This is a genomic window from Burkholderia sp. S-53 (assembly GCF_025560745.1).
GTDB lineage: Bacteria > Pseudomonadota > Gammaproteobacteria > Burkholderiales > Burkholderiaceae > Burkholderia > Burkholderia pyrrocinia.
On the sequence record NZ_CP090483.1, the window covers coordinates 3,125,222 to 3,140,498 of the forward strand.

At 69.0% G+C, this 15,277-nt stretch carries 14 protein-coding genes and 1 riboswitch; of the genes, 9 read left to right on the forward strand and 5 right to left on the reverse strand.

The features are described 5' to 3' along the window. Nucleotides 1-105: 105 nt before the first annotated feature. The 4 genes from LXM88_RS19540 to LXM88_RS19555 form a co-directional block, all read right to left on the reverse strand. A complete protein-coding gene (locus LXM88_RS19540; RefSeq protein ID WP_262536331.1) occupies nucleotides 106-315 on the reverse strand; it encodes a hypothetical protein in 210 nt (69 codons plus the stop codon). A gap of 187 nt (nucleotides 316-502) precedes the next feature. Beyond that, entirely contained in the window at nucleotides 503-1,213 is a 711-nt protein-coding gene (ribB, locus tag LXM88_RS19545) for a 3,4-dihydroxy-2-butanone-4-phosphate synthase (RefSeq protein WP_262536333.1), read from the reverse strand. 118 nt (nucleotides 1,214-1,331) lie between these two features. After that, a riboswitch (FMN riboswitch) is annotated at nucleotides 1,332-1,480 on the reverse strand. A gap of 186 nt (nucleotides 1,481-1,666) precedes the next feature. After that, the gene (locus LXM88_RS19550; RefSeq protein WP_262536335.1) at nucleotides 1,667-2,350 is read right to left on the reverse strand and encodes a helix-turn-helix domain-containing protein; all 684 of its coding nucleotides are present in this window, start codon (nucleotides 2,348-2,350) and stop codon (nucleotides 1,667-1,669) included. A 228-nt stretch (nucleotides 2,351-2,578) separates the two neighbouring features. Continuing rightward, on the reverse strand, nucleotides 2,579-3,754 hold the full coding sequence (locus LXM88_RS19555) for an MFS transporter (RefSeq protein ID WP_262536337.1): 1,176 nt from the start codon (nucleotides 3,752-3,754) through the stop codon (nucleotides 2,579-2,581). A gap of 146 nt (nucleotides 3,755-3,900) precedes the next feature. Between LXM88_RS19555 and LXM88_RS19560 the strand changes: the two genes are divergently transcribed. The 8 genes from LXM88_RS19560 (at nucleotide 3,901) to lnt (ending at nucleotide 12,217) form a co-directional block, all read left to right on the forward strand. Further along, nucleotides 3,901-4,833: a LysR family transcriptional regulator gene (locus tag LXM88_RS19560; RefSeq protein ID WP_262536339.1), complete on the forward strand. Its 933-nt coding sequence runs from the start codon at nucleotides 3,901-3,903 to the stop codon at nucleotides 4,831-4,833. 214 nt (nucleotides 4,834-5,047) lie between these two features. After that, a complete protein-coding gene (miaB, locus tag LXM88_RS19565; RefSeq protein WP_047898970.1) occupies nucleotides 5,048-6,421 on the forward strand; it encodes a tRNA (N6-isopentenyl adenosine(37)-C2)-methylthiotransferase MiaB in 1,374 nt (457 codons plus the stop codon). 29 nt (nucleotides 6,422-6,450) lie between these two features. Next, complete coding sequence (locus LXM88_RS19570) at nucleotides 6,451-7,494, forward strand: PhoH family protein (protein WP_262536342.1); 1,044 nt, start codon at nucleotides 6,451-6,453, stop codon at nucleotides 7,492-7,494. A 142-nt stretch (nucleotides 7,495-7,636) separates the two neighbouring features. Next, nucleotides 7,637-8,413, forward strand: coding sequence for an rRNA maturation RNase YbeY (ybeY, locus tag LXM88_RS19575; RefSeq protein ID WP_262536344.1), 777 nt, complete (start codon nucleotides 7,637-7,639; stop codon nucleotides 8,411-8,413). Between the two features lie 12 nt (nucleotides 8,414-8,425). Further along, entirely contained in the window at nucleotides 8,426-9,058 is a 633-nt protein-coding gene (locus LXM88_RS19580; protein WP_262536346.1) for a gamma-glutamylcyclotransferase, read from the forward strand. 70 nt (nucleotides 9,059-9,128) lie between these two features. Continuing rightward, complete coding sequence (locus LXM88_RS19585; RefSeq protein ID WP_167347841.1) at nucleotides 9,129-9,278, forward strand: hypothetical protein; 150 nt, start codon at nucleotides 9,129-9,131, stop codon at nucleotides 9,276-9,278. A 307-nt stretch (nucleotides 9,279-9,585) separates the two neighbouring features. Further along, the gene (locus LXM88_RS19590) at nucleotides 9,586-10,473 is read left to right on the forward strand and encodes an HlyC/CorC family transporter (protein ID WP_262536350.1); all 888 of its coding nucleotides are present in this window, start codon (nucleotides 9,586-9,588) and stop codon (nucleotides 10,471-10,473) included. Between the two features lie 52 nt (nucleotides 10,474-10,525). After that, nucleotides 10,526-12,217: an apolipoprotein N-acyltransferase gene (gene lnt / locus LXM88_RS19595; RefSeq protein WP_262536351.1), complete on the forward strand. Its 1,692-nt coding sequence runs from the start codon at nucleotides 10,526-10,528 to the stop codon at nucleotides 12,215-12,217. A gap of 78 nt (nucleotides 12,218-12,295) precedes the next feature. Here the strand turns inward: lnt and LXM88_RS19600 are convergent, their stop codons facing one another. Beyond that, entirely contained in the window at nucleotides 12,296-13,948 is a 1,653-nt protein-coding gene (locus LXM88_RS19600; protein WP_262536353.1) for a hypothetical protein, read from the reverse strand. A gap of 319 nt (nucleotides 13,949-14,267) precedes the next feature. On the opposite strand from LXM88_RS19600, the gene glyQ reads away from it, so the two are divergent. Continuing rightward, the gene (glyQ, locus tag LXM88_RS19605) at nucleotides 14,268-15,272 is read left to right on the forward strand and encodes a glycine--tRNA ligase subunit alpha (RefSeq protein WP_262536355.1); all 1,005 of its coding nucleotides are present in this window, start codon (nucleotides 14,268-14,270) and stop codon (nucleotides 15,270-15,272) included. Nucleotides 15,273-15,277 lie beyond the last annotated feature (5 nt).

The following is a 15,277-nucleotide window of genomic DNA, read 5'->3' on the forward strand; positions in this document are numbered from 1 at the left end:
GGGTGCGCCGTTCAGCGCAGCAAGGCCAGCGGAATTCCGCAGTAACGGAAGCCGGCCAGCCCGTTGCCCGGCTTGATCTGCAAGGACACGCCGGGCGGTCAGCGCTTAACGCAGCCATTCGCGCGGAATCTCCGGCGGGGTGTAGCCGTCCGGGAACTTGTAGATAAAATAGCGGCCGCGCGAGCCGACAACCGCCGTCCCTGACGAAATGGTACGCATTGCCGTATCGTTGCGGCCCTCCGGCAACTGACTCGTGTGCTGGCCGCCTGCCCCGCCACCGACGCACCCGCGTTCCGTCACGTTGATTGTTCGCATGATTTCCCTACCTCTGTTGATTCGTGATCGACACCCGTGCGCGATCGCCACGGGTTCCCGTGCAAGCACGGCACCACGAACCGGACTGTCGGTTCGCGATGCCGTCGAGCCCGGTCGAGTATAGGTAGCGCTCCGGAAGCCGAATATCGCCGAATCTCCAGATTTCGGAGCCCGCGCGACCATCCGGTCAGGCTTCGCTCAGGCAGCCCTCGCGCGCGGCCGCCAGCGCCTCGCGGAATTCGACGAGTTCCGCGATCGTCAGCATCGGCAGCCCGTGCCGTTGCGCGAAACGCTCGACGTCGTCGCCGCGCGTCATCGTGCCGTCCGGATTCATCAGCTCGCACAGCACGCCGGCCGGCTTCAGGCCCGCGAGGATCGACAGGTCGACCGTGCCTTCGGTGTGACCGCGGCGTGCCAGCACGCCGCCCGGTTGCGCACGCAACGGAAACACGTGGCCGGGGCGCACGATGTCGTGCGGCTTCGCGCCGTCGGCGATCGCCGCGCGGATCGTCGTCACGCGGTCGGCCGCCGACACACCCGTATGCACGCCTTCGCGCGCCTCGATCGACACGGTGAACGCGGTGCCATTGCGGCTCTCGTTGGTCTGCACCATCGGCGGCAGCTCGAGCGCACGCACCGTGTCGTCGGTCAGGCACAAGCAGACGATGCCGCTGCACTCGCGGATCAGCAGCGCCATCGTCTCGGGCGTGATGCGCTCGGCGGCGACGATCAGGTCGGCCTCGTTCTCGCGGTCGTGATCATCCTGCAGCACGACCGCGCGGCCTGCGCGCATTGCTTCGAGCGCAGCGGCGATGCGCGGCGGCACCGGTTCGGAATCCAGCAACGGGAGATCGGCAAAGGCGTCGGCGGGAGCCGACGAAACGGACATCAAGGACATGTGAAACGCTCCTCGCAAATACGATTTGGGCGAAAAACGTTTCAGGGCATTGCAAACAGACAGAACGACAACCCGCTTCGCACGCACGGCGAAGCGGCCCTGACGGACATGACTATCTGCACATCTTCTCTCATCCGGACTGTGACCGTCGGCTCTGGCATTCGACCAGATCTGCTGACCCCGCGCGGTTGCGCGGGCGCTCGCGGGCTCGCCGGCTTACGCCAGCCTACCGCCGGTGGGGAATTTCGCCCCGCCCTGAAGACGCACTGATTGCCGGATGGGGACTGCCCATCGTCGGCGGGCCAAGCATACAACAGCCGCGCGCGCGGCGCAGCGAACCACACCTGAAACCTTACTGACGACTCGGTCTAACGGCATCGTCCAAACGGCCGACGGTCGCACTGCGATCCCGCCCGATATGGGGACGGCAACCGCTCCGAGCGGCCCGCACGATCAGCCGGCCGCGTGCGCCGCGTCGGGCACGAGCCAGCGCGGCGGCACTTCGGGGCTCACCGTCACGCGGAACGCGCGCGCTTCGCTGTCGCCCGGGTTGCGCAGGCTGTACGGCTGGTCGGCGTCGAACACGATCGCGTCGCCGGTCGCGAGCAACTGGCGGCGGTCATGCACGCTGACTTCGAGCGTGCCCTCGCTGACGACGAGGTTGACCGTCGTGCCGGGCGCGCGGCGCGTGCCGGGCTCCGTATGCAGCGGCGCGATCCGCAGCTCGTGGAATTCGGCCGCGGCCGGCTCGCCTTCCGGGTAGAGCGCACGTGCCGAGAAACGGCCGCTCGAGCTGACGACGCGCGACGCGCGCTCGGCCGCCAGGTGCTCGAAGCCGTTCACCGCATGGCGGCGCAGGAATGCGGCGACCGACACCTTCAGCGCCGCGGCGATCTTGCAGAGCACCTTGATCGACGGCACGCTGCGCGCCGACTCGATCTGCGCGAGCATCGCGCGCGACACGCCGGACAGCCGCGCGAGCGCATCGAGCGACAGTTGCCGCTCGGCGCGCAAGCGCGCGAGGTTCACGCCGACGACCTGCTCGAGGAGGTCGAGCGACGCGGACGTCCGCGCGTCGGCGGCATCGCCGGACTCGAAGGAGGACACGTCGCGCACCAGCGCCAGGGGTGAAGACATAGCATTGCCTCCGGGCCGCTGCGCGGCCCTGCGTATGGGGTAAGCCGGGATCGGAATCGGGTTGCGCCAGCAACGGCGCGTATCGAGACGCTATCACCCGGTCTTGCGCGGGCAAACGAAGTTATCTTCACACCGTTATCAGCATCGCGGAGGAATGCGTTTCTCGCGAACCTTTTCCTGCCGCTATGGCGTCGCCATGACGTCGCGAATACGTCGTCGTTGCGCCGCTCATTGCGCCGCGTGCGCCGCGCCGCGTGCCGGCGCCCGCGCGTCGAGCCGCATCGCGAACCACGTCACGACGAGCGCCGCGAACGTCACCGCGACGGCGACCCACGGCAGCGCATCGAGCGTGAAGCCGTGTTCCAGCGCGAGGCCGCCGAGCCACGCGCCGCCCGCATTGCCGACATTGAACGCGCCGATATTGAGCGTCGACGCGAGATGCGGCGCGCTCGCGGCCTTCTCGACCACGCGCGCCTGCAGCGGCGGCACCGTCGCGAACGCGGCGATCCCCCACACGAATACGGTGACGGCAGCCGCGACCGGCAGGTGGCTCGTCTTCGCGAACACGGCCATCACGGCCATCAGCGCGACGAGGATCGCGATCAGCGACGGCATCAGCGCGCGGTCGGCGAGCTTGCCGCCGAGCGTGTTGCCGATCGTCAGCCCCGCGCCGAACAGCACGAGGATCAGCGCGACCGCGCGCGGCGCGTAGCCCGACACGGTTTCGAGAATCGGCGCGATGTACGTGAACACGACGAACACGCCGCCGAAGCCGAGCACCGTCATCAGCAGCGCGAGCCACACCTGCGGCTCCTTCAGCACGCGCACCTCATGGCCGAGGCCGACGGGCCCGCCGTCATGGCGGTTCGGCACGAGCGCGGCGACGCCGCCGAGCGCCAGCACGCCGAGCGCCGCAACGATCCAGAACGACGCGCGCCAGCCGAGCAACTGGCCGACGAAGGTGCCGAACGGCACGCCGAGCACGTTCGACAGCGTGAGCCCCGTGAACATCAGCGCGATCGCGCTCGCCCGCTTGTCGGCCGGCACGAGCGACGCGGCGACCACCGCGCCGATCCCGAAGAACGACCCGTGCGCGAACGACGTGACGACGCGCGCGACCATCAGCATCGCGTAGCCGGACGCGGTCGCGCACAGCACGTTGCCGACGATGAAGATCGCCATCAGCAACTGCAGCGCGGCCTTGCGCGGCATACGGCTCGTCAGCACCGCGAGCAGCGGCGCGCCGACCGCGACGCCGAGCGCGTAACCCGTGACGAGCAGGCCGGCCAACGGCAGCGATACGGCGAGATCGTGCGCGACTTCGGGCAGCAGGCCCATGATGATGAATTCGGTGGTGCCGATGGCGAACGCGCTGATCGCGAGCGCCAGTAACGGAATGGGCATGACGTTCTCCGGAAGGCGGCGGACGCGGCGCCCGGTCGGTGCCGCACCGCACAAGAAGCGGGATGTGCGCGCATTGTCGCGAAGACGCCGATATTTGATAATTGGCGTGGCATTTGAACCATTTTCAAAAAACTCTGGAAAATCGAATGGATCGTCTGGGCGATATCCGGTTGTTCGTCGAGGCGGCGGAACTGGGCAGCCTGTCCGCGGCCGGGCGCAAGCTGAACCTCACGCCGGCCGCCGCGAGCGCGCGCCTCGCGAAGCTCGAGGCGAAGACCGCGACGCGGCTCTTCGAACGCTCGACGCGGCAGTTGCGGCTCACCGACGAGGGCCGGCTGTACCTGAACTGCTGCCGGCAGGCGCTGCAGGCGCTCGACGATGCGGACGCGATGCTGCAGGAAGGCCGCAACGTCGTCGGCGGCAAGGTACGGCTGTCGTCGACGTCCGATTTCGGCCGCAACCAGCTGCTCGACTGGCTCGACGAATTCACGACGCGCCATCCGGACGTTACGTTCTCGCTGACGGCGTCCGATTCGTCGTCGAATCTGTGGCAGGACGAGATCGACCTCGCGATCCGCTTCGCCGCGCCGCCCGACGGCGCGCTGATCGCCCGGCGGCTCGCGACGAACCGGCGCGTGCTGTGCGCGGCGCCGTCGTTCGTCGAGCGCCACGGCATGCCGGCCGACCCGCACGATCTGGCCCGCTTTCCGTGCAACGTGATCACGATCGCGTCCGGGCCGATGAACGTCTGGCACTTCACGCGCGGCGACGAGGTGCAGATCCACCGGGTGCCGGTCGCGACCGCGTTCGAGACCAACGACGGCGGCCTCACGCGCGAATGGACGCTGCGCGGTCACGGCATTGCGCTGAAATCGCTGTGGGACATCGCCGACGACGTCCGCGCGGGCCGGCTGCGCGTGCTGCTGCCCGACTGGCGCCACCAGGACGCGCCGCTTCACGCGATCTATCACAGCAAGCGCTACATGGCGCCGCGCGTGCGCGTGCTGCTCGACTTTCTCGCCGAACGCTTCGCGCGCGAGGAAGCCGCGCTCGACGACCTGCTGAACGCGTGCCGCTGACGGCCGGTGCGCCGCCGTTCAAGGGTCGGAACCTGACGTGCGACGTCGCGCGGCCGCAACCCGCCGCCCGTCCGGGGCAGCGCGAAAAGCTATAATGGAAAGCTTTCCCGACGGCTTTTCATGCTCGATGCGCGCAACCTGCGTGCAGCGCACGGCCGTCCCGATTCACTCTTGACGACGCCCCCAGGTCAACCACTGCGAACGGCGAATCCCCATGACCAAGAAAGTTTACGTAAAGACCTTCGGCTGCCAGATGAACGAGTACGACTCGGACAAGATGGTGGACGTGCTCAATGCCGCCGAAGGCCTCGAAAAGACCGACACGCCCGAAGACGCGGACATCATCCTGTTCAACACGTGCTCGGTGCGTGAAAAGGCGCAGGAGAAGGTGTTCTCCGATCTCGGCCGCGTGCGCGAGCTGAAGGAAGCGAAACCCGGCCTGCTGATCGGCGTCGGCGGCTGCGTCGCGAGCCAGGAAGGCGCGTCGATCGTGTCGCGCGCGCCGTACGTCGACCTCGTGTTCGGCCCGCAGACGCTGCACCGCCTGCCGCAGATGATCGACGCGCGCCGCGCGAGCGGCCGCGCGCAGGTCGACATCACGTTCCCCGAGATCGAGAAGTTCGACCACCTGCCGCCCGCCCGCGTCGAGGGGCCGAGCGCGTTCGTCTCGATCATGGAAGGCTGCTCGAAGTACTGCAGCTACTGCGTGGTGCCGTACACGCGCGGCGACGAAGTATCGCGCCCGCTCGACGACGTGCTGACCGAAGTGGCCGGCCTCGCCGACCAGGGCGTGCGCGAAGTCACGCTGCTCGGCCAGAACGTGAACGCGTATCGCGGCGCGCTGACGGCCGGCGCGGCCGAGATCGCCGATTTCGCGACGCTGATCGAATACGTCGCCGACATCCCCGGCATCGAGCGGATCCGCTACACGACGTCGCACCCGAAGGAATTCACGCAGCGCCTGATCGACACCTACGCGAAGGTGCCGAAGCTCGTGAGCCACCTCCACCTGCCCGTGCAGCACGGTTCCGACCGCATCCTGATGGCGATGAAGCGCGGCTATACGGTGCTCGAATACAAATCGGTGATCCGCAAGCTGCGTGCGATCCGCCCCGACCTGTCGCTGTCGACCGACATGATCGTCGGCTTCCCCGGCGAGACCGAAGAAGATTTCGACAAGATGATGGCGCTCGTGCACGAGATGAGCTACGACACGAGTTTCTCGTTCATCTACAGCCCACGCCCCGGCACGCCGGCCGCGAACCTCCACGACGACACGCCGCGCGAAGTGAAACTCAAACGCCTGCAACATCTGCAGGCGACCATCGAGGAAAACGTCGCGCGCATCAGCCAGTCGATGGTCGGGAAGGTCGAGCGGATCCTCGTCGAGGGCCCGTCGCGCAAGGATCCGAACGAACTCGCGGGCCGCACCGAGAACAACCGGGTCGTGAATTTCCCGGCGCCGCTCGCGTCGCACCCGCGCCTGATCGGCCAGATGATCGACGTGAAGATCAACCATGCGTACCCGCATTCGCTGCGCGGCGAGCTCGTGCTCGTCAGCGACGACGCGAGCGCGGCCACCCACTGACCGACGCATCACCGGAGCCCGACGCCACTTTGAAGCCCGCCCAACCCCTGGAATTCATCGCGCCGCGCGACGACAACGCGCGCCTTGCCAATCTCTGCGGCCCGCTCGACGAAAACCTGCGGCAGATCGAACAGGCGCTCGACGTCACGCTCGCGCGGCGCGGCCACCGGATCACGATCCGCGGGCGCGGCGCCAAGCTCGCGCTCGCCGCGCTCGACAACTTCTACAATCGCGCGCGCGATCCGCTGTCCGTCGACGACATCCAGCTCGCGCTGGTCGAAGTGCGCCACACCGCCGGCAACGGCCGCGAGAACACGCTCGACGTGCGCTTCCGCGGCGACCCCGACCATCCGTTCGACGAGCCTGTCGTGCAGCTCGACGACGAGGCGCTCGAAGAGCAGGGACCGAAGCTCTACACGCGGCGCGCCGACCTGCGCGGCCGCACGCCCGCGCAGCGCGAATACCTGAAGCAGATCCTGTCGCACGACGTCACGCTCGGCATCGGGCCGGCCGGCACCGGCAAGACCTACCTCGCGGTCGCGTGCGCGGTCGACGCGCTCGAGCGCGACCAGGTCAAGCGGATCGTGCTGACGCGCCCGGCCGTCGAGGCCGGCGAGCGGCTCGGCTTCCTGCCGGGCGACCTCGCGCAGAAGGTCGACCCGTACCTGCGTCCGCTATACGACGCGCTGTACGACCTGCTCGGCTTCGACAAGACGGCCAAGATGTTCGAGCGCCAGATGATCGAGATCGCGCCGCTCGCGTACATGCGCGGCCGTACGCTGAACCACGCGTTCATCATCCTCGACGAGGCGCAGAACACGACGCCCGAGCAGATGAAGATGTTCCTCACGCGGATCGGCTTCGGCTCGAAGGCGGTCGTGACCGGCGACACGAGCCAGGTCGACCTGCCGCGCGGCCACAAGAGCGGCCTCGTCGAGGCGCAGCAGGTGCTCGGCGGCGTGCGCGGCATCGCGCTCACGCGTTTCACGAGCGCGGACGTCGTCCGCCATCCGCTCGTCGCGCGCATCGTCGAGGCGTACGACGAGTTCCACGCGCAGCACCAGGACGGCTGACCGGCCGGCCGCGCCCGCGCGCTGCCCCGGCCTGCCGGCCCGGCCCGCCAGACGGCGCGCCGGGCTTTTTTTCGCCCGCGCGAATTCGGGTGCGATCGGCCGTTTGGTGTATCCTCAACGCGTTCCAATCGCCGCACGCGTCATGAAATCCTCCCGTTCTCGCAAGTCCGGGGGCGCCCAGCCGGCCGCCCCCGAATCCCCCCGTCTTTCGCTGTTCGACGCGAAAGGCAAGGCCCGCAGCGTCAACGCGCAGGGGCTACGCATCGACTTCCCGGACGGCCGCAGCCTGATGTTCGACCTGTCGGGCAGCTCGGGGGAAGCGGCCGTCGCGATCGTCGCGCAGCACAACGATCCGGCGATGCGCGCGAAGCTCGCGCTGCAGCCCGAGCACTACGACAGCGTGACGCTGCACGTGGGCGCCGAGCCCGCGCCGCGCGAAGACGAAATCGAAGATGCGCTGCGTGAGCCGGAACTCGACCTGTCCGTGCAGTACGGCGACGAAATCACGAGCGATGTACGCAAGGCGCTGCCCAAGCGCAAGCTGATCGCCGAATGGATCGAGCCGGCGCTGTTCGCCAGCGCGCAGCTCACCGTGCGCTTCGTCGGCGAAAACGAAGGCCGCACGCTGAACGCCGGCTACCGCCACAAGGACTACCCGACCAACGTGCTGACCTTCGCGTACGACGCGGCGCCTGACGGCACCGTGATCGGCGATCTGGTGCTGTGCTGCCCGGTCGTCGAGAAGGAAGCGCACGATCAGGGCAAGCCGCTCACGGCCCATTACGCGCACCTGCTGGTGCACGGCGCGCTGCACGCGCAGGGCTACGACCACGAGACGAGCGACGAGGACGCGGCCGAAATGGAAGCGCTCGAAGTCGACATCCTCGCGAAGCTGGGCTTCCCGAACCCGTACCAGTAAGTCTGCCGCACGATGCGCAACGCCGTGATGCTCCCGCCCGCCTACCCGCCGTCGATCGGCGACGGGCGGTTGCTGACGGAAGACGAGCTCGCGGCGTCGCTCGCGCACACGATGCGCGACTGGGACGGCCGGCAGGACCTCTGGCTGTTCGGCTATGGCTCGCTGATCTGGAACCCGGGGTTGCCGACCGTCGCCGCCGTGCGCGGCAAGGTGCACGGCTACCATCGCGGGCTCTACCTGTGGTCGCGCGTGAATCGCGGCACGCCCGAACGTCCAGGCCTCGTGCTCGCGCTCGATCGCGGCGGCTCGTGCTCGGGCATCGCGTTCCGGCTCGCGGGCCCGACCGCGCAGCCGCACCTCGAGACGCTGTGGAAGCGCGAGATGCCGATGGGGTCGTACCGGCCCGCGTGGCTGCCGTGCTCGCTCGAGAACGGCGAACGCGTGAACGCGCTCGCGTTCGTGATGCGCCGCGACGTGCCGACCTATACGGGCAAGCTGTCCGACCCCGTCGTGAAGGAAGTGTTCAGTTGCGCGGCCGGCCGCTACGGCACGACGCTCGATTACGTAAGCCGCACGGTCGACGCGCTGCGCGCGAGCGGCATTCCCGATCGCGCGCTGGAAGGGCTGCTCGCGCGATGCCGGTGACGCAACGCGACGCCCGGCTTGCCGCCACGCGAAGCCGCGCCGCCCGCTGATTCGAACGAGGACGCTACCGATGAAACCTTCACGCTGGTCGCGCTGCAAGCTCGCCGCACTGCTCGTCGCCGCGAGCGTCGCGCTGTCCGGCTGCGGGATATTCGGCTGCGGCGGCGCCGCGAGCAACGGCGGGGCAGCCGGCGGCTGCTCGGCCGGCATGCGGTTCTGAGCCGCGCGCCGGGCGCGATCACGTGCGGCGGATTGCCGCCGACATCGACCGGCCGGCCGGTCGCCTTTCCGCTTCCCGCCTGCACGCCCTTTCCATACCCGTTTTTTGCCGCTGGTGCGCCGTCGGCCTTTTATGAGATAGGATGGATGCGAGGACGTTGTCGCGCCCGGCGCGGCCGTCCGCGAGCGGGGCTCGCGCGGACGCGCACCCTGGCCGGGCGGCCGGGGTGACACGGTCGCGTCGTGCCCTTGGTGTATCCTTGCCTACTCCGTGACAGCGCGCCCCGGCATGACCCGGGCGCACCACCATGAACGATTCGTATCCCAGTCGTAAGCCAACCGACAAACCGCAAGAAAAGCGCTCGCTCCTCGAGCGCCTGACCGACTTCATCTCGCCCGAGCCCGAATCCCGCGGCGAGCTGCTGGAAATCCTCCAGGACGCCCACGAACGCAACCTGATCGACGCCGATTCGCTGTCGATGATCGAAGGCGTGTTCCAGGTATCCGACCTGTGCGCCCGCGACATCATGGTCCCGCGCGCGCAGATGGACGCGATCAACATCGCCGACAAACCCGAAGATTTCATCCCGTTCGTCCTCGAAAAGGCGCACTCGCGCTACCCCGTGTTCGAGGACAACCGCGACAACGTGATCGGCGTGCTGCTCGCGAAGGATCTGCTGCGCTTCTACGCGGAAGAAGAGTTCGACGTGCGCGGGATGCTGCGCCCGGCCGTGTTCATTCCCGAATCGAAGCGCCTGAACGTGCTGCTGCACGACTTCCGCGTGAACCGCAACCACCTCGCGATCGTCGTCGACGAATACGGCGGCGTCGCGGGCCTGATCACGATCGAGGACGTGCTCGAACAGATCGTCGGCGACATCGAGGACGAATACGACTTCGACGAGGAAGCCGGCAACATCATCGCGGGGCCGGACGGCCGCTACCGCGTGCGCGCGCTCACCGAGATCGAACAGTTCAACGAGGCGTTCGGCACCGATTTCCCCGACGACGAAGTCGACACGATCGGCGGCCTGATCACCCATCATTTCGGGCGCGTGCCGCACCGCGGCGAGAAGCTGCAGCTCGGCAACCTCGTGTTCGAGATCCAGCGCGGCGATGCGCGCCAGGTTCATGTGCTGCTGGTGCGCCGCAATCCGCTCGCCAGCCGTCGCGCCGAAACCTCGCACGAGGACTGAGCGTCCCGCGCCAGCCGCGTCTCCTTCAACCGCTCGCCCACTTCCGCTTCACATGGACGATCCGATCCTGTCCCGCCCGGCTGGCGGCCTTCTCGCGCCAGCCCCCGGCCGCGCGCTGCCGCGCTGGCACTACCCGGCCGCGCTGCTCGCCGGCGCGGCCAATACGCTCAGCTTCGCACCGACCCCGCACGGCGGCTGGCTGCAGCTCGTCGTATTCGTCTGGTTTTTCGCGCAACTGACGCGCACGTCGAGCTGGCGCGGCGCCGCGCTCACGGGCGGCGCGTTCGGCTTCGGCAACTTCATCAGCGGCATCTGGTGGCTCTACATCAGCATGCACGTGTACGGCGAGATGGCCGCGCCGCTCGCGGGCGGCGCGCTCGTGCTGTTCTCGCTGTACCTGTCGCTGTACCCGGCGTTCTCGGCCGGGCTGTGGTCGTTCTGCGCGGGCCATGCGTGGCATCGCCGCGCGCCCGACCCGCGACCGTTCTCGCCGACCTGGCACGGCGCGTTCGCGTTCGCGAGCGCGTGGGCCTGCGGCGAATGGCTGCGCGGCACGCTGTTCACCGGTTTTCCGTGGCTCGCGAGCGGCTACCCGCAGGTCGACGGCCCGTTCGCGGGCTTCGCGCCGGTGGTCGGCGTGTACGGGATCGCGTGGGTGCTCGCGCTGTTCGCCGCGCTGGTCGTGCAGGCGCTCGCCGCCGCACGCCCGTCGCCCGCGCGTGAAGGCAGCGCCGGTGGCAACGCGCGCGTGCGTATCGCCGCGCCAGCCGGCGTCGCCATCGCACTCGTCGCGATCGGCCTCGGGCTGTCGCAGGTCACGTGGACCGTGCCCGCGAACGCGCCGCTCACCGTGCGGCTGCTGCAGGGCAACGTGAAGCAGGACATCAAGTTCGAGCAGGAAGGCATCGACGCGGCGATCAAGATGTACCAGCAGATGATCGTCGAGAAGCCGGCCGACCTTATCGTCACGCCCGAGACCGCGATCGCGGTGATGATCCAGGAATTGCCCGAACCGTTCGCCGCCGCGATCCGCAAGTTCAGCGACACGACCGGCTCGGCCGTGCTGTTCGGCGCGGTCGGCGCGTCGGTGACCGAGGACGGCCGCTACGTCGACTATACGAACAGCCTGTACGGCGTGACGCCGAACTCGCGCGACATCTATCACTACGACAAGCACCACCTCGTGCCCTTCGGCGAATTCATCCCGTGGGGCTTCCGGTGGTTCGTCGACCTGATGAAGATGCCGCTCGGCGACTTCGCGCGCGGCGCGCCCGTGCAGAAACCGTTCCTCGTGCACAACCAGCCGGTGATGGCCGACATCTGCTACGAGGACTTGTTCGGCGAGGAAATCGCCGCGACGATCCGCGACAACCCGCAACCGCCGGGCGTGCTCGTCAACGTGACGAACCTCGCGTGGTTCGGCGACACGATCGCGCTCGACCAGCACTTGCAGATCGCGCGGATGCGCTCGCTCGAAACGGGCCGGCCGATGCTGCGCTCGACCAACACCGGGATGACGGCCGCGATCGACGCGCACGGGCGCGTGCTCGGCCAGCTGAAGCCGTTCACGATCGGCTCGCTCGACGTGCGGATCGAAGGCACGAGCGGCTTCACGCCGTACGTGACGAGCGGCAACAACATCGTGCTCGCGGTGTCGTTCGTGCTGCTCGCGTTCGGCTTCACGTTCGGGCCGGGGCTGCGCCGGCGCAACGGCGCGAAGCCCGACGACGACCGGCACGCATGACGCGCCAGGCGGCCGCCGCGCGCTGCGTGGAGGCCGCCGCTGCGCGACGCGGCCCGTGACCGCAATGCGGTCGGCCGCTCAGGCCTGCCGGGCCGATTGATCCGGATGAGCCGGCCGCGCGGCCAGGCTCCGCAGATCGCTGCTCACCTCCTCCATCACCTGCTCCCACGCGCCGAACGTCCGCTGCCGGTACAGCGTCGCGGTCGGATACCACGGGCTGTCACTGCGTTCGAGCAGCCACGGCCAGTGCGGATTCACGTCGAGCAGCACCCAGGTGCGCGCGCCGAGCGCCCCCGACAGGTGCGCGACCGACGTGCACACGGTGATCACGAGATCCAGCGCGCCGATGAACGCGGCCGTATCGTCGAAGCTCTTCAGTTCCGCCGTGAAGTCCTCGATCGCGAAGCCGGCTGCGCGCGCCGCCGCGACCTCCGCGTTCGCGCCCGGTTGCAGCGAACAAAACGCGGCGTCGATCCCGCGGAACGCGTCCGCATAGCGCTCGAGCCCGACGCGCCGGAACGGATTGCGCTGGTGGCCCGCGCTGCCCGTCCACACGAGCCCGACCTTCAGCCGGCGGTCGCCCGCGAGCCGCGTGCGCCATGCATCGCGCGCATCCGGATCGGCCCGCAGGTACGGCACCGACGACGCGAGCGTCGACGCTCCCAGGTCGAGCATCAGCGGCAGGCCGATCAGCGGCACTTCGTAATCGAATGCAGGCAACGCGTCGACACCGCCGCCCGCGCTGAACACATCGGCCTGCGCGCCCAGGCTGCGCTGCATCAGCGTGCCCACCTGCGGGAACGTATTCCAGGCGAGCCGGCCGCCCTCGCGATGCACGCGCTCGGCGAGCGGCGTGACGTAGCGGCAGAACTGCAGCACGTCGCCGAGCCCCTGCTCGCCCCACACGAGCAGCGTCTTGCCTGCGAGCGGCTCGCCCTGCCAGCGCGGGCCGGGCAGCGCCGGCCGGCGGCCGCGCAGCTCGCCCGCGCCGTCCCAGCGCGCCTCGTGGCCGCGCCAGCCGGCCGCGTAGTTGCCGCGCACGAGCTGGATGATCGCGAGGTTGAAACGGAACGACGCGTCGTCGGGCGCCAGCTCGCACGCGCGCGACGCGTAACGCTCGGCGTCGTCCCAGCGCTGCGCCTCCTTCATCGCCATCGCGATGTTGTTCATCGCGAGCGCGTTGTCGGGTGCGAGGTCGGCGAGCCGTGCGGCACCCGCGAGCGCACCGTCGAGATCCTGCGTCGCAAGCCGCGCGACAACGAGGTTGATCCATGCCTGCACGTCGCGCGGGTCGGCGTTCACGGCCGCGTCGAGCAGCGCGATCTCTTCAGCGCGGTCGCCGCCCGACAGCCGCAGCGCGATCGCGAGGTTGTTGCGCAGCGACGGCCAGCCGGCATCGGCCGCCAGCGCCGCGCGGTACGGCGCGACGGCGTCCGCGTGACGGCCGGCCATCTGCAGCGCGTAGCCGTGATTGAAGTACGCGGCCGCGCCCGGCCGCACGCGCGCCGCGCATTCGGCGAGCGCGAGCGCGTCGGCCGTGCGCTGCCGCGCGACGAGCGTCGCCGTCAGTTGCGCGAGCGCATCGGCGTCGACCGCATGCAGATGGGCGGCTGCGGCGAGCCACAGATCGTACGCGGCGCGCGCGCCGCGCGCCTGCGCGTCGGCGGCCTGCCCGAGCAGCGCGAGGAACGGCGGCAGCAGCGGAATGAGGATATCGGTCGAATCGTCCATGCAATCGGAGTCGGCAAGCGGTGACGCGGCACGCGTCGCGCGCCGCAATACGCGCATCTTAACGCCCGTGCGAAGCGTCGCGGCACACGCGTCGCGACGGGCCGCACGCGGCCGCGCGGAGCGCACGGGCCACGCGTGCGCAGGCCGCAGGAAGCGGGCCGGCGGCGCCCTTGCCCGCGTTCCGGCCGCATCCGGTCGCCGATCCGGTAAAATTACGCGTTTCAGCACACTAACAAGCCGCGCCGCCGCGCGAGCCGACCCTCCGGGCCCCGCCCGGAGCGCCGCCCGCAACGGAGCGCCAGCGCCACGAAGGCTCTTCATGCTTACGTTTCAGCAAATCATCCTGACGCTGCAGTCCTATTGGGACAAGCAGGGTTGCGCCCTGCTCCAGCCGATCGACATGGAAGTCGGCGCGGGTACGTCGCACGTCCACACGTTCCTGCGCGCGGTCGGCCCCGAGCCGTGGCGCGCCGCGTACGTGCAGCCGTCGCGCCGCCCGAAGGACGGCCGCTACGGCGAGAACCCGAACCGCCTGCAGCACTACTACCAGTACCAGGTCGTGCTCAAGCCGGCGCCGGAGAACATCCTCGACCTGTACCTCGGCTCGCTCGAAGCGCTCGGCTTCGACCTGCAGCAGAACGACGTGCGCTTCGTCGAGGACGACTGGGAAAACCCGACGCTCGGCGCATGGGGCCTCGGCTGGGAAGTGTGGCTGAACGGGATGGAAGTCACGCAGTTCACGTATTTCCAGCAGGTCGGCGGCCTCGACTGCAAGCCCGTGCTCGGCGAAATCACGTACGGCCTCGAGCGCCTCGCGATGTACCTGCAGAAGGTCGAGAACGTGTACGACCTCGTGTGGACCGAGTGGGAAGAGCAAGGCCCGAACGGCCCCGAGCTGCGCCGCCTGTCGTATGGCGACGTCTACCACCAGAATGAAGTCGAGCAGTCGACCTACAACTTCGAGCACGCGAACGTCGACCTGCTGTTCACGTTCTTCAACAGCTACGAAGCGGAAGCGAAGCGGATGATCGACGCGCAGCTCGCGCTGCCCGCATACGAACTCGTGCTGAAGGCCGGCCACACGTTCAACCTGCTCGATGCGCGCGGCGCGATCTCGGTGACCGAGCGCGCAGCGTACATCGGCCGCATCCGCGCGCTGTCGCGTCTCGTCGCGCAGGCTTACTACGACTCGCGCGAGAAGCTCGGCTTCCCGATGCTCGGCAACCCGCCGGGCGTGCCGGGCCTCACCACCGACGCCCAGGACGCCGCGCAGCCGGCATGGGCGCCGCCGCTCAAGGTCGAACGCAAGATCGACCAGGTCTGACGAGA